Origin of the sequence: Bradyrhizobium sp. CCBAU 51753 (assembly GCF_015291565.1) — a bacterium.
Lineage (GTDB): Bacteria > Pseudomonadota > Alphaproteobacteria > Rhizobiales > Xanthobacteraceae > Bradyrhizobium > Bradyrhizobium ivorense.
The window spans coordinates 7,205,837-7,219,158 of the sequence record NZ_CP030037.1 but is presented as its reverse complement, the minus strand read 5'-3'; the positions used below and the strand labels follow the sequence as shown (position 1 = coordinate 7,219,158).

13 protein-coding genes are annotated in these 13,322 nt (G+C 67.2%); 7 read left to right on the top strand and 6 right to left on the bottom strand.

Translation table 11 applies throughout. The features are described 5' to 3' along the window. The first annotated feature begins 6 nt into the window (after positions 1 to 6). The 3 genes from XH93_RS33015 (at position 7) to XH93_RS33000 (ending at position 2,798) form a co-directional block, all read left to right on the top strand. On the top strand, positions 7 to 555 hold the full coding sequence (locus XH93_RS33015) for a hypothetical protein (RefSeq protein WP_194470663.1): 549 nt from the start codon (positions 7 to 9) through the stop codon (positions 553 to 555). A 169-nt stretch (positions 556 to 724) separates the two neighbouring features. Then, on the top strand, positions 725 to 1,417 hold the full coding sequence (locus tag XH93_RS33010) for a response regulator transcription factor (RefSeq protein ID WP_194470662.1): 693 nt from the start codon (positions 725 to 727) through the stop codon (positions 1,415 to 1,417). Beyond that, positions 1,404 to 2,798, top strand: a complete 1,395-nt coding sequence (locus XH93_RS33000; protein WP_246799361.1) for an ATP-binding protein — start codon at positions 1,404 to 1,406, stop codon at positions 2,796 to 2,798. The genes XH93_RS33010 and XH93_RS33000 overlap by 14 nt, the downstream gene beginning before the upstream one ends. A 238-nt stretch (positions 2,799 to 3,036) precedes the next feature. On the opposite strand, the gene XH93_RS32995 is transcribed toward XH93_RS33000, so the two are convergent. The 3 genes from XH93_RS32995 to XH93_RS32985 form a co-directional block, all read right to left on the bottom strand. Continuing rightward, on the bottom strand, positions 3,037 to 3,411 hold the full coding sequence (locus tag XH93_RS32995) for a response regulator transcription factor (RefSeq protein ID WP_194470661.1): 375 nt from the start codon (positions 3,409 to 3,411) through the stop codon (positions 3,037 to 3,039). After that, positions 3,408 to 4,274 carry a S1C family serine protease gene (locus XH93_RS32990; RefSeq protein WP_194470660.1) on the bottom strand — a complete coding sequence of 289 codons (867 nt, stop codon included), beginning with the start codon at positions 4,272 to 4,274 and terminating at the stop codon, positions 3,408 to 3,410. The genes XH93_RS32995 and XH93_RS32990 overlap by 4 nt, the downstream gene beginning before the upstream one ends. 92 nt (positions 4,275 to 4,366) lie before the next feature. Next, positions 4,367 to 5,380, bottom strand: coding sequence for an AraC family transcriptional regulator (locus tag XH93_RS32985; protein ID WP_194470659.1), 1,014 nt, complete (start codon positions 5,378 to 5,380; stop codon positions 4,367 to 4,369). Positions 5,381 to 5,630: 250 nt separating this feature from the next. Between XH93_RS32985 and XH93_RS32980 the strand changes: the two genes are divergently transcribed. Further along, entirely contained in the window at positions 5,631 to 6,080 is a 450-nt protein-coding gene (locus tag XH93_RS32980; protein ID WP_139485735.1) for a cupin domain-containing protein, read from the top strand. Between the two features lie 107 nt (positions 6,081 to 6,187). Next, a complete protein-coding gene (locus XH93_RS32975) occupies positions 6,188 to 7,681 on the top strand; it encodes an NAD(P)/FAD-dependent oxidoreductase (protein ID WP_194470658.1) in 1,494 nt (497 codons plus the stop codon). A 203-nt stretch (positions 7,682 to 7,884) separates the two neighbouring features. Here XH93_RS32975 and XH93_RS32970 read toward each other — a convergent pair whose 3' ends face one another. After that, a complete protein-coding gene (locus tag XH93_RS32970) occupies positions 7,885 to 8,610 on the bottom strand; it encodes an alpha/beta hydrolase (RefSeq protein WP_194470657.1) in 726 nt (241 codons plus the stop codon). 115 nt (positions 8,611 to 8,725) lie between these two features. Between XH93_RS32970 and XH93_RS32965 the strand changes: the two genes are divergently transcribed. Both XH93_RS32965 and XH93_RS32960 read left to right on the top strand, forming a co-directional pair. After that, complete coding sequence (locus XH93_RS32965) at positions 8,726 to 9,733, top strand: helix-turn-helix domain-containing protein (protein ID WP_194470656.1); 1,008 nt, start codon at positions 8,726 to 8,728, stop codon at positions 9,731 to 9,733. Next, on the top strand, positions 9,730 to 10,797 hold the full coding sequence (locus tag XH93_RS32960) for a maleylacetate reductase (protein ID WP_194470655.1): 1,068 nt from the start codon (positions 9,730 to 9,732) through the stop codon (positions 10,795 to 10,797). Before XH93_RS32965 ends, XH93_RS32960 begins: the two co-directional genes overlap by 4 nt. Positions 10,798 to 10,866: 69 nt before the next feature. Here XH93_RS32960 and XH93_RS32955 read toward each other — a convergent pair whose 3' ends face one another. Both XH93_RS32955 and XH93_RS32950 read right to left on the bottom strand, forming a co-directional pair. Then, entirely contained in the window at positions 10,867 to 12,321 is a 1,455-nt protein-coding gene (locus XH93_RS32955) for a GH1 family beta-glucosidase (protein ID WP_194470654.1), read from the bottom strand. Further along, positions 12,311 to 13,312 (bottom strand): family 16 glycosylhydrolase, encoded by a 1,002-nt coding sequence (locus XH93_RS32950; protein ID WP_194470653.1) that lies wholly within the window; start codon positions 13,310 to 13,312, stop codon positions 12,311 to 12,313. Before XH93_RS32950 ends, XH93_RS32955 begins: the two co-directional genes overlap by 11 nt. Positions 13,313 to 13,322: the final 10 nt, after the last annotated feature.

Sequence of the window (13,322 nt, the reverse complement as noted above, 5' to 3'; positions counted from 1 at the left end):
CTTACGATGAAGAACAAGTTCCTTACTTGCCTGATGGCTGCAGCCATCGGCGTGACGAGCGTGCTAGCGACGCCGGCTTTCGCCAGAGGTGGCGGAGGCGGGGGCGGCGGCGGGCATGGTGGCGGTGGCGGCGGCTTTGGAGGCGGCGGCCACGGCGGCGGTGGCTTCGGTGGCGGAATGCACGGCGGTGGCATCGGCGGCGGTGGTTTCGGCGGCGGCATGCATGCGGGTGGCTTTGGCGGCGGCATGCGCGGCGGCGGTGGCGCCATGGCGTTTGCCCGCGGAGGCGGTGCGCAGATTGGCGGCACGCATTTCGGCGGCTCCCGCTTTGCGGCCGCACCGATGGGGCGCGCTGCGTTCGGCCCGCGCTTTGCGGGCGGATTCCACGGCCGGCACTTCTTCCATCACGGCTTCCACCACCGCTTCAACCGCTTCGCCTTCGTCGGCGGCCCCTTCTACGGCGACTACTATGGCTACTATGACGGCTGCTGGCGCAGGACGTACGGACCCTATGGCCTGCGATGGATCAACGTGTGCGGGTATGGCTACTACTAAGGCATGATCCGGGAGAATGTTAGGCGGTCTTCCGGAGTGTTCATGCCTCAACCAGCAGCGACCGCACTCGCTGTCGCGGTCGTCGCCAGGCGTTCCATCCAGCCCCAAAATGGGATAGTCTGGTGGCGACCGTCGCGGGGCGCTCGGAGACTTCAAACGAAGACCTGATATGACCGGAGCCCACCGCCGCATTCTCGTCGTCGAGGACGATCCGGAGACCGCGGGTCAGCTCGTCGAACAGCTCACCACCAGCGGCTACGATGTCGACCTCGCCGCCAACGGCCGCGAGGCGCTCGACCGTGGCGCGGCGCGCGACTATGCCGTGATCACGATCGACCGCATGCTGCCGGACATCGACGGCATCGCCGTGATGCGCCAGATGCGCGACGACGGCATCGCGGTGCCGTTTTTGATCATCAGCGCGCTCGGCGAGATCGACGATCGGGTGCGCGGCCTGCGCGCCGGCGGCGACGACTATCTGGTCAAGCCGTTCTCCTTCGTCGAGCTGCTGGCGCGGCTGGAGGCGCTGGGGCGGCGCAGCGAGACCGTGGCCAAGGAAACGATTCTGCGGGTCGGCGATCTTGCGATCGATCTGATCGCGCGGTCCGCGAGCCGCGGCGGCCGCAGGATTCCGCTGCTGCCGAAGGAGTTCCAGCTGCTCGAATACCTCGTGCGCAACGAGGGCCGGGTGGTGTCGCGCGCCATGCTGCTGCAGCACGTCTGGGATCTGCACTTCGATCCCTCCACCAACATCATCGACGTCTATGTCGGGCGCATCCGCCGCAAGGTCGACGACCAGCAAGCCTATCCGCTGATCCACACCATCCGCGGCATCGGGTACTGCCTCCGTGCTCCTGGCTAAGACCTTCCGGTCAACGACGTTCCGCCTGGCGCTGATCGCGATTGGCACCTTCGGCCTGATCGTCTCGGCGATCTTCGCCTATGTCTACTGGTCGACGGTATCCTATGTGCGCAGCCGGTCCGATCGAGCTGTTGTGACCGAGCAGGCGAGCCTGCGCGAGGTCTTCGCGCGGTCGGGACGCGACGGCCTGATCGCGCTGATCGACCAGCGCATCGCGGACAAGAGCTTTGCCGATCACGTCTATCTGCTGTCGGGGCCGGGCGCTGTGGTGCTGGCCGGAAATCTCAAACAGTGGCCGGACGGCGCCACCGCTGCGGGCTGGACCGAATTCCGCGCGGCGGTGCCGACGCTGGCAGCGCAAGACCCGCTGCTGCGCGGCCTGGCCGCGACCTTGCCGGATGGCAGCCGGCTGCTGGTCGGCCACGACATCAGCGATCTCGACGGCTTTACGGCGCGGATCCGGGCGGCCGGCATCGCGGTCGTGGTGCTGATCCTCGCGCTCGCGGCGGTCGCCAGCATCGGAGTGACGCGGCGGACGGTCGCCCGCATCGAGTCGATCAACGCAACCAGCCGCGCCATCATGCTCGCCGGGCTCGACCAGCGCATTCCGCTACGCGGCAGCCACGACGAATGGGATCGCGTCGCGGAAAACCTCAACCTGATGCTCGACCGCATCGAGAGCCTGATGGGCGACGTCAAGCAGGTCAGCGACAACATCGCGCACGATCTGCGCACGCCGCTGACGCGGATGCGCGGCCGGCTGGAAAAGGCCTATCATGCGCCGCGCGACGGCGAGGGCGATGCGGCGCTGATCGGCGACACCATCGCCGATCTCGATATCGTGCTGGCGATGTTCGCCTCGCTGACGCGGATTTCGGAGATCGAGACCCGTGCCCGGCGGGGCGCGTTTCGCACCGTCAATCTGGTCGAGATCGCAGGCGAGGTGGTCGAGCTCTACGACGCCGCGGCCGAGCGCGACAGCACCCGGCTCGATCTTGCCGGCGATGCCGAGGTGCTGATGACCGGCGACCGCGATTTGCTGTTCGACGCCATCGCCAATCTCGTCGACAACGCCATCAAGCACGGCCGGGCCGGCGGACGGGTCACCGTGACCTGCTGCAACAGCGCGGACGGCGCCGTGATCGCGGTCGCCGACGACGGTCCGGGCATTCCCGCCGACCAGCACGACCGCGTCTTCAAGCGCTTCTACCGCCTCGAGCAGAGCCGCTACACCCCCGGCAACGGCCTCGGCCTCAGCCTGGTCGCGGCGGTCGCGAGCCTGCACGGCGCGAAGATCGAACTGCGCGACAACGCGCCGGGCCTGTTGGTCAGGCTGTGTTTTGCAAGATCGGCAAGCGGTGCATCGGAGCGCAGGGCGTAGGATGGGTGGAGCTGCTATTCCCCGTCATCCTGAGGTGCGAGCCTTGCAGCGCAATTGCGCTGCTGGGCGAGCCTCGAAGGATGAATCGGCCCGGTTAGTGGCCGTCGATCCTTCGAGGCTCGCAAGAGCTCGCACCTCAGGATGACGGGTCTGAGAGGGCAACAAACTCGGAGTCGTCCTGACTTTCTCGCCAGGACGACGACCGGAGGGACTGCATCGGCCGCCTTGCCGCCCCGTCTCACAAATTGATCACCCCGCGCCGTGCGGCATGCGCCACCGCGTCGGTGCGGCCGGTGGCGTCGAGCTTGTCGAGCAGGGAGCCGACGTGAAATTTGGCGGTGTGGACGGAGATGCCGAGCCGCTGCGCGATCATCTTGTTGGAGGCGCCCTCGGCGAGCAGCGCCAGCACGTCGAGCTCGCGCGGCGTCAGTTCGAACTCGCCGCCGGCGCCCACCTCCTTGCCCCGCGCGACGAGGGCGGCCGCGGCCTGCTCGCCCGGCGCGGCGAGACGCAGGCCGGCGACGCCGCCGAGCAGCGTCGCCAGCCGGTCGGCCAGCGCGGGATCGTCGATCTCGAGCGCAATCACGACGTCGGGGGCAGGCGGATCGCTCACGTCTCGGGCCTCTCGCCGATCGTCACCTTGAAGTTCTGCGGCTCGCCGCCGCGATGTACGGTCAGCTCGACCACGGTGCCGACGCTCTGCGGTCCGAGGCTGCGCGACAGCGCCCGCACGCCCGCCAGTCTTTCACCGTTGACCGCGACGATCACGTCACCCTGCCGAATGCCGGCGGCGGCCGCGGGGCCGGCCTTGTCGACATTCATCACCATCGCGCCAAAACCGTCGTCAAGCCGCACCGGCTGCAGCCCGACGCCGAGATATCCGCGGGCGATGCGGCCGCGCGTCTCGAGCTGCGCCGCGACGCGCGCGATGGTCGCGGCCGGGATCGTCAGCACGCGGCGCGGGCCGAGCACCGCCATGCCGAACGCTTCGCCCGCGGCATTGAGCGCAAGCCCGCCCTGCTGGCTGTGCCGCAGGCGGATGTCAAGCTCGACCCGCGCATCGATCTCGCCGCCGCGCAGGCTGCGCCAGGCCGGGCCCGATCGCGACACCATGCCGAGCCGCGCGGTCGGCGCGCCACGGTCGGCGGCGACGACGACGGCGAGCGATCCCAGCGCCGGCTTTTCAGTCGACAGCTTGACCGGCGCGGCATCGCCGTCGAACCGCAGCAGCGCGATGTCGGTGGTGTGGTCGCGTCCGGCGACGGTCGCCTGCCGGCTGCTGCCGTCGGCAAGCTCGATCTCGACCTCGCCTTCGTCGGCCAGCGCTTCGTCGGCGGTGACGACGAGGCCGGGCTTCCAGACGAAGCCGGAGGCGCGCAGGCGATGCGAATGGACCGAGACGATCGCGGGCGCCGTGCGCGCGACCGTCTCCGCAAGGGCTGAGGAGAGCGAGGCGAGGGTGGTCGGTTCGGTCATGAGAAGCTCCGTTGGCTTCCCCCAATCTGTGCGGTTGCGGCTGGCGGCGAAACTGGCCGGATGGGCAGGGCCCGGCCGCGCTGAACCGGCCGTCAGCTCAGCCGCTGCAGGGTCGCCTTCGGGCTCTCGCCGAACTTGGCGCGATAGGCGCTCGCCATCCGGCTCAGATGGGTAAAGCCGAGCTCGAATGCAATATCGACGATGCGTTCGCCCGGCCGCGCGGTCTTCAGCCGGGCGTTGAGCTGGGCGAGGCGGATGTCGAGCAGCATCTCGGTAACGGTCGCGCCGAAGTGGCGGCGAAAGCCGAGCTGCAGCGCGCGGATGCCGGTGCCCGCGATCCCGGCCAGCTCGGCGAGATCGAGCGGCTCGGTCGCCCGCGTCTCCAGATAGGCCCGCGCCCGCTTCAGCGCGGCCGGCTGCGTCTCGGCGCGGCCGTTGAACGTATCGATGGCGCCGCTCAGGCTGTGGCGCTGGCCGTCGAGCAGCGCGTCGAGCAGCGCCTCGCGCCACTCGGTCGCCGCCACCGCGGACAGCGATTTGCGCGGCCCGAGTTGCTCGGCGAGCGTGACGAGCTGGTCGATCTTCGCTGTCAGCGTCTGCCCGAGGGGTCCGGTCAGCGTGACCTCGGGCTCGAACTCGACCGGCCGCACCGCGACGCCGCCGAGCGCCGCGGCGCGATGCTCGACCAGCTTTCGATCGAGCAGCAGGATGAGCTGGGCGCAATCGCCGCGCCAGATCATCTCGGTCGGGATCGTCGGCGACAGCAGCGATGCGCTGTGGCGCGGTCCCGTCGTCACCTCGCGCGCCGCGGTGCGGATCGCGGCCGAGCCATGCAGCGGCAGCTGCAGCAGGAAGAAGCGGTCGAGGCAGCCCGGATTGATCGCAACCGATCCGCCATAGGCGACATAGTTGACGGAGAACCCGTCGTACCCTGCGCAATTGTGGAGCGCAAAGAAGTCCGCTTCCGAGCGATCGACCGGCGTCAGCTGGTGCGGACAGAAGATCCGGCCGACCGCTTCGGCGGCATCGTCGACGCGCTCGGTGGCGACGCGCGAAAAATCCTGCAGCCGTGTCTTCGCCAAAACCTCGTTGCCCGTCGCAATCACGCCGGCCGTCCGGAGTTGTTTGAGGTCTAAAACATCAGCCAGCCTAGAGCATTTGCCGGCCAAGGGAAATGCAGTTTCGGCGCGCAATCTGCCCGATCGCTGCGCAGCCGGGGGCCGGGGTTTTGGGCCAGCGCTGCTGCCGCATTGCAGCATGATCATGTCAAACACGGATTCGTTTATCGGCTAGACAGTGCCGCCCGCCGGCGACAGGCTCCGCGTCCACAAGGAGCATCAAACTGGAGGCTGACATATGGGCGCGCTCGAGAAAGGCATCACCCGCAACGGCACCGGCTACAGCGGCAAGACCTGGAATATCCTGGGCCAGGTCTATTACCCGAAGGCCGTCACCGACTCGACCTTCGCATTCGAGACCAACAGCGATCCCGGCCAGTTCGTGCCGGTGCACATCCATCCGACCCAGGACGAGTTCATCCTGGTGCAGGAGGGCGTGCTCGACCTCAAGCTCGACGGGGTCTGGGTGCAGGCCAAGGCCGGCGACCTCGTGCGCATGCCGCGCGGCATTCCGCACGGCTATTTCAACAAGTCGGACAAGCCGGCGCGGGCGCTGTTCTGGGTGTCGCCGATGCAGAAGCTCGAGGCGCTGTTCGACAAGTTGCACAATCTGCAGGACCCCGCCGAGGTGGTGCGGATCTCCGCCGAGCACGAGGTGGATTTTCTGCCGCCGGAAGCCAACGACTAGGCCGACGCAGCTACCGCGCACGCCTTGCGGGTTGCCGGACCAGACTCTGGCGACGACGGGGTCGCGTGCGCGCAACGATGGACCAGTTCACTGATCGGAGCGATCTCATGGTCAAGCAGAAGCATGTGTGCGTGATCGGCGCCGGCGTCTCGGGGCTCGCCGCCGGAAAAGCCTTTGCCTCGCGTGGTCACAGGGTGACCATTGTCGAGCGCAGCAGCGAACTCGGCGGTGTCTGGGATCCGACGCGGATGTATCCCGATGTCCAGACCCAGAGCCCGAAGGAGCTCTATCGCTACACCGACAAGGCGATGCCGGAATCCTATCCGGAGTGGCCGAAGGGCCCGCAGGTCCATGCTTACTTGCGCGACTATGCGCGCAGCCATGGGCTCGACGGCGCGATCCGCTTCAACACCAAGGTCGAGGCGATGAAGCGCCGCGCCGACGGCAAGCCGGGCTGGACGCTCGAGCTGCGCGCGAGCGACGGCGCCGCCGGCCATGAGGATTTCGATTTCGTCGCGGTCTGCACCGGGCAGTTCAACGAGCCGCAGACGCTGCCGCTGTCGGGCGAGGACGGCTTCAAGGCGCAGGGCGGCCAGATCCTGCACTCGTCGCAATACAGCGATCCAACGCTCGCCAAGGGGCGCAAGGTCGTGGTGCTCGGCGGCTCAAAATCGGCAACCGACATCGCGGTCAACGCGGTCAATTCCGGCGCCAGCGAAGTCACCATCGTGTTTCGCGAGCCGGTGTGGCGGATTCCCTACTTCGTCGGCGGGCTCGTCAACTTCAAGCGCATTCTCTACATCCGCGCCCAGGAGCAGATGTTCGCGAGCTGGGGCATCGGTCCCGCGGCGCGCCTTGCGCATGCGATCGCCAAACCGCTGGTGTGGGCGAACTGGCGCGGGCTGGAGAGCATGCTGAAAATGCAGCTCAAGCTGAAGCAGTGCAACATGGTGCCGAAGGACCGCATCGAGGACGGCGTCAACTGCTCGGTGCCGATCGCGACCCCCGGCTTCTATCCGATGGTGGCCGACGGCCGCATCAAGGCGGTGCGCGGCACCTTCGATCATTATGACGGCAAGGCCATCGTGATGACCGGTGGCCAGCGCGTCGCCGCCGACGTCGCCGTGCTCGCGATCGGCTACAAGCTCGGCGTGCCGTTCCTGCCGCAGGAGTATCAGGCCAAGCTGGTCGAGCCCGACGGGCAGTACCGGCTGTACCGCCTGATCGCCAATCCCGATCTGCCCGACATGGGGTTCGTCGGCTTCAATTCGAGCTTCTGCACCGTGCTGTGCGCGGATCTCGCCGCCAACTGGTTGGTGCGCTATGCCGACGGCCAGTTGGCGCGGCAGCCGAGCGCCGCCGAGATGCACGACAACATCGCGATGATGCTGCATTTTCGGCGGGTCGAGCGGCCGGCGGCCGGCGTCTATGGCGGGCTGTGCGTCGCGCCCTACCACTTCAAGCATTTCGACGAGCTGCTCGCCGACATCGGCACCAAGGCCTCGCGCCGTAACCCGCTGGTCGAAAAGTTCACGCCGCCCGACGCCGACGCCTATGCGCGTTTCCTCGCGACGGCGCCGGACTACAAGGCGATGGCGTAGCGCAAACGCCGTTCTCAGGATGACGGATTGGTTTGCTCACCTTGCTCGGTGTCATCACCCGCGAATGCGGGTGATCCAGTATTCCAGAGGCAGCGGTTATTGAGCCGAGAGGCCGCGGCGTACTGGATCGCCCGGTCCATGTGCGCAATTGCGCACAGGCCGGGCGATGACAGCGGTGGGCGAGAACAAAGCTTCACATCCTCTCAGTCGCGGCCGGCGTCGATGAAAGCTTGCGCCAGCCGCTCCGGATTGGTGAAGCAGAGCTCATGGCTGCCCGGCACCTGGACCAGGCGGAACAGCCCGAGCTTCTGCGACAGCCGCGGATGCCAGGGCAGGCCGTGCGGCATCGCGGTGTCCTCGGTGCAGTTGACGTAGGACTTTGCGATTCCCATTTCGGCCGGATTGGTCTTGAGCGCGATCTTGTCCTGAAATGTCTTCAGCGGGTGCGGGTTGAGCACGTCGTAGGCGCGCTGCGCTGTCTCGAGGTCGGCATCGTTGATGAAGGCTTCGCGCCAGATCGGGAACGGCAGCACCACCGAGCCGTCGCCGCGCTCGGCGGCGATCGCGTCGAACAGCCCGAGATAGGTCGGCGGCACCATGTCGTTGAGACACTCGCCGTTGTTGGGCACGAAGGCGTTCCAGTAGACCAGCCGGCGGATGCGGCTCGCCGCAGCATCGGCGACACCGGTGATGATCATGCCGCCATAGCTGTGGCCGACCAGCACGATGTCGCTCAGATTGTGCTCGGCGAGATAGTCGACGATCGACTGGATCGCCTCGGCAAGGCCGGAGTCCTTGCGGTCGCCGGGCCGGTTGCCTCTGATGGTCGGCGTATGGACGACGTGGCCGGCCTTGCGGATAGCCGCGGCGACCGGCTCGAACTCCGCGCCGGTATGCCAGGCGCCGTGGACGAGAACATAAGTGGACATGGCGTGCCTCCCGGATTGGTTTGATCAGATCGCTCGTGGCGTTCGATGGATATTGACCTGGGCCCGCGGATCGCGCTTGGCTGTAACCGAACCGGACTAGGCTCGGAGTGAACTGATGCAGCAGACCAGCGCCGCGGATCGCTCACGCCGGCTGAGCTGGAATACCGCCGATATCAGGGCGGACCAGCAGTTCGCCTATTATCGCGAGGCGATCTGCCAGGCTTTCATGAACCTGACGCCGGAGCCGACCGCAGCGCCGGGCTTCCTCGCCCGCGTCGATACGGTCGGGCTTGGCGACGGCGCGGTGAACCGGGTCAATTTCCCGGAGCATGTCGTGCGCCGCTCGGCCGCCGATATCGCCGCCTCCAGCCGGCGCTGCTACTACCTCAATCTCAAGCTCGCCGGCCGCTGCCGCATCCAGCAGGCGGGGCGCGAGATCAGCCTGTCGCCGGGGCAGGTCGGCATCTTCGACAGCGGCGAGCGGTTCGCGCTGCTGCACGACCGCGGCCCGGCGCTGCAGGTCGCCTCGTTCTGGGTGCCCGCCGAGGCGCTGGATCAGCGGCTGCCGTCGCCGCCTGATTTCGCCCCGGCGCGGGTCTCGGATGATCCGTTCGTCGGCCATTTGATTGCCGAGACCGCGCAGGTCCTGAACGCGTCGGCGCTGCGCGCCTCGGATGCGGAGAACGCCCGGCTGTTCGGCGTGCTGCTCGACCTGGTCGCGCTCAGCCTGTCGCGCGGCAGCCGTGAAGGCGCTGCCGAGGCCGCGAGCCTCGCGGACGCGACCTGGCTGGCACTGCGCCGCGCGGTGGACCGCAGGCTGCGCGAGCCCGGCCTCGGCGTTGCCGCCGTCGCCGCCACGATGCGGATCAGCGAGCGCTACGTGCACAAGCTGTTCGAGCGCGCCGGCACCACGTTTGCCAACTATGTGATCGATCGCCGCCTCGACGGCGCCGCGCGCGATCTCAAGGATCCCACGATGTTCGGCCGCGCGATCGGCGACATCGCATTCGACTGGGGGTTCTCCGATCTGTCGCATTTCACGCGGCGTTTCCGTCATCGCTTCAACTCTACGCCGGGCGACTGGCGCCGCGGATCAACAACTCTTGTTCGGAAATCACCATGACTCAGCCGTTCACCTATCAGATCAGCCCGATGCGGGTCGTATTCGGCGTCGGCACGATCGAAAGGCTCACCGACGAGCTCGAGCGGCTCGGCGTCAAGCGGGCGCTGGTGCTGGCGAGCCGGCGGCAGCAGGCCGAGCTCGGCGATCTCGCTGCATTGACCGGCGGCCGCGTCGCCGGCCTGTTCGACGGCGCCATCGTGCACACACCGGTCGCAGTCACCGAGCAGGCGATGCAGGCGGTGCGCGAGTTGAAGCCCGACGGCGTGGTCGCGATCGGCGCGGGTGCTGCGACCGGCCTCAGCAAGGCGATCGCGCTGCGCACCGACCTGCCGCAACTGATCGTGCCGACCAGCTACGCCGGCTCGGAGATGACGCCGGTGCTGGGCGAGACCGTGGATGGCGTCAAGACCACGCAGTCGTCGCCAAAAATCTTGCCCGAGGCGGTGATCTATGACGTCAATCTGACCGTCTCGATGCCGGCAAAATTCTCCGCGATCTCCGGCCTCAACGCGCTCGCGCATGCGGCCGAAGCGCTGTATGCGCGGGATGGCAATCCGATCACGTCGCTGATGGCCGCCGAGGCGATTGCCAAACTGGCGTCATCGCTGCCCGAGGTGATCGCGCGGCCGCGCGATCTCGAGGCGCGTTCCGATGCGCTCTATGGCGCCTGGCTGTGTGCGGTCTGTCTCGGCGCCGTCGGCATGGCGCTGCATCACAAGCTCTGCCACACCGTCGGCGCGCTGTTCGATCTGCCGCATGCCGAGACCCACGCGGTGCTGCTGCCGCACACCATCGCCTACAACACGCCGGCCGCGCCCGAGGCGCTCGGCCGCGCGGCGCGGGCGCTCGGAGCGCGTGATGCTGCCGATGGCCTGTTCGATCTGTCCGCAAAACTCGGCGCGCCGCGCGCGCTGGCCGAGATCGGCATGCCCGAGGATGGCATCGCAAGGGCCGCCGAGCTGGCGACGAAAAACCCGTACTGGAATCCGCGGCCGATCGAAGCGGACGGCATTCGCGCGCTGCTTACGCGGGCCTGGTCCGGCGCGCGGCCGCAGGCCGGATAAGCATGATCCGGAAAAGTGTGTAGCGGTTTTCCGAAGAGATTATGCTCAAACAAAGAGCAAAAGCCTGCATCACACCCCGATCGCGTTGCGGGCGATCACGTCGCGGTAGAACGCCGCGCTCAGCTTCGGTCTACGTTCCTGGCTTTCGAAATTCACCCGATAGAGGCCAAAGCGCTTCTCGTAGCCGAAGATCCATTCAAAATTGTCCATCAGGCTCCACAGAAAATAGCCGTGCACCGGGACGCCTTCGCTGGTGGCGCGCTGCAGCTGGGCGAGGTAGTTGCGCAGGAACATGATGCGGTCGAGGTCGTAGATCTGGCCGTCGGGATGCACCTTGTCCTCGCCCGAGGTGCCGTTCTCGCTGATATAGATGCTCTTGATGTTCCACAGCTTGGCGGCAATGCGTGGCGCCCAGTAGATCACCTCTGGCGCGATCCGCAGCCATTCCGAGCTCATATGCGGGAACGAGGCCGGCATCGGCAGCGGCTGCCAGCCCGGGTGTTTGTCGGTGGCCACGATGTAGCACTGCGGCGCATAGATATTGAGCCCGACGAAGTCATTGGGCTGCGAGATGATCTTCAATTCCTCCGCGGTGAATTTCGGCGCGTCCTTGCCGGAATAGGCGAGAAATCCCTCGGTGTACTTGCCTTCGAGCACGACGCCGAGGAAGCCCGAATTGAACTCGCGGGTCGCGGTCTCGGTGGCGCGGATGTTGTCCGGCGTGTTGATTGCGGGCACGCAGGCGGTGATGTTTTCGGCGGGGCCGACGCGGGTGCCGGCGCGGCCTTTGGCGCGGATCGCCTGCACCGCAAGGCCATGCGCCAGCGCGACGTGATGGCGCGCCTGGTTGACCTCGGCCGGCGGCAGCGTCAGGCCCGGCGCATCGACGCCGAGCGCGTAGCCGAAGGGCAGGAAACGTCCAACCTCGTTGAGCGTGAAGACGTTCTTCACCCGGTCGGTCAGCCGCTCGGCGACATAGCCCGCGTAATCGGCGAACGCCTTCGACGTGTCGCTGGAGCGCCAGCCGCCGACGCGGTCCTGCAGCGCCTGCGGCAGGTCCCAGTGATAGAGCGTGGCGTAGGGCTCGATGCTGTTCGCCAACAGCTCGTCGACCAGGCGATTGTAGAAGTCGAGCCCCTTCGGGTTCGGCGCGCCGGTGCCGTCGGGAAACACCCGCGGCCACGCGATCGAGAAGCGATAGGCCTTGGCGCCGAGCTCCCGGATCAGGCCAACGTCATCCTTGTAGCGGTGATAATGCTCGTTGGCGCGGTCGCCGGTGGTGCCGTCCTCGATCTTGCCGGGGGTGTGGCTAAAGGTGTCCCAGATCGATTTGCCGCGGCCGTCCTCGTTGACGGCGCCCTCGATCTGGTAGGACGAGGTCGCGGTGCCCCAGACGAAACCGGGCGGAAAGCTCGCGTCGTTCGGCGCCGGCACGCCGTCCGCAGCCAGCGCGGGGGCCGACAGGCCGAGCGCCGAGAGGCCTGCAAGGCCTGCAAACTGCCGGCGCGAGACATCACTGGGCATTGCTGGCTCCCGCAAAATTCATGTCGATCTGGTAGGCGGAGATGCGATCGATCTCGAACGCGACGCTCGCCGGCGACCCTGCATCGACGAAGCCGACGCCAACAAAGAATTTCGATCCCATCGCGAGGTTGACGATCATGTACATCGGATCATCGAAACCGATCGGCACCTTGATGTCGGAGACCGGCTTGCGGTCGATGAAATAGATCAGCCGGTCCGGCTCCCACAGCACGCCATAATTATGGAAGTCGGCGTCGGCGCCAGGCACCGCGAAATCGAAGCCGCAGTGCTCGATCTTGCCGGTTGCGGGGATGCGCCAATGCGTGGTCATCACGAGGTCGCCGGGCCGCTGGCCGCGTCCCTCGATCACATCGACCTCCGGCGGCCAGCCGCCGTCATCGGCGAGCATCCAGAATGCCGGCCACACGCCGGTGCCGACCGGGATCCTGGCGCGGATTTCGAAGTAGCCGTATTTCTGCGAGAACGTGCCCTGCGTGGTCAGAATGCCCGAGATGTACTCGTTGTCGAACAGCACGTCGCGCAGCTCGGCCGGCGTGCGGCGCGCCACGATGGAGAGCACGCCGTCGCGAACCTGGAACGGGTCGAGGCCGAGCGGCGCGGCGCCGCGCCCGGCATAGCGCGGGTCGACATAGATCTGCTGCTCGCCATTGGCGCTGGTCTTGCGCTTGAAATCGGAGCCGGCGCCGCCCCAGTAGCGCGCCTCCGGCCACGCCGCGCCGCCGGCGTAATGCGGCACCCAGCGTCCGCTCGCCAGCGGATGCTGGTCGAAATCGTCGTTGAAGGTGCGGCGCATCGGCAGGAAGGACAGCGATGTCGCGTCCTGCGCGCGGATCTGGCGGCACTGAATCATTGCGGGATCGGTGGTCACCGGCAGGGTCAACTCCAGCGGCGCATCGCGCGGATCCTCGGCGGCAAGGGCCGGCGTCAGCGCCGCAACAAGGCCGATCGTGACCAGAAATCGTATCGTCATTCGCCGGTCA

What these genes read in the sequence shown, in the direction of transcription:
- XH93_RS33015 (WP_194470663.1), top strand. Translation starts at nt 7, where the DNA reads ATGAAGAACAAGTTCCTTACTTGCCTGATGGCTGCAGCCATCGGCGTG.
- XH93_RS32975 (WP_194470658.1), top strand. Translation starts at nt 6,188, where the DNA reads ATGGTCAAGCAGAAGCATGTGTGCGTGATCGGCGCCGGCGTCTCGGGG.
- XH93_RS32980 (WP_139485735.1), top strand. Translation starts at nt 5,631, where the DNA reads ATGGGCGCGCTCGAGAAAGGCATCACCCGCAACGGCACCGGCTACAGC.
- XH93_RS32965 (WP_194470656.1), top strand. Translation starts at nt 8,726, where the DNA reads ATGCAGCAGACCAGCGCCGCGGATCGCTCACGCCGGCTGAGCTGGAAT.
- XH93_RS32950 (WP_194470653.1), bottom strand. Translation starts at nt 13,312, where the DNA reads ATGACGATACGATTTCTGGTCACGATCGGCCTTGTTGCGGCGCTGACG.
- XH93_RS32955 (WP_194470654.1), bottom strand. Translation starts at nt 12,321, where the DNA reads ATGCCCAGTGATGTCTCGCGCCGGCAGTTTGCAGGCCTTGCAGGCCTC.
- XH93_RS33010 (WP_194470662.1), top strand. Translation starts at nt 725, where the DNA reads ATGACCGGAGCCCACCGCCGCATTCTCGTCGTCGAGGACGATCCGGAG.
- XH93_RS32970 (WP_194470657.1), bottom strand. Translation starts at nt 8,610, where the DNA reads ATGTCCACTTATGTTCTCGTCCACGGCGCCTGGCATACCGGCGCGGAG.
- XH93_RS32960 (WP_194470655.1), top strand. Translation starts at nt 9,730, where the DNA reads ATGACTCAGCCGTTCACCTATCAGATCAGCCCGATGCGGGTCGTATTC.
- XH93_RS32990 (WP_194470660.1), bottom strand. Translation starts at nt 4,274, where the DNA reads ATGACCGAACCGACCACCCTCGCCTCGCTCTCCTCAGCCCTTGCGGAG.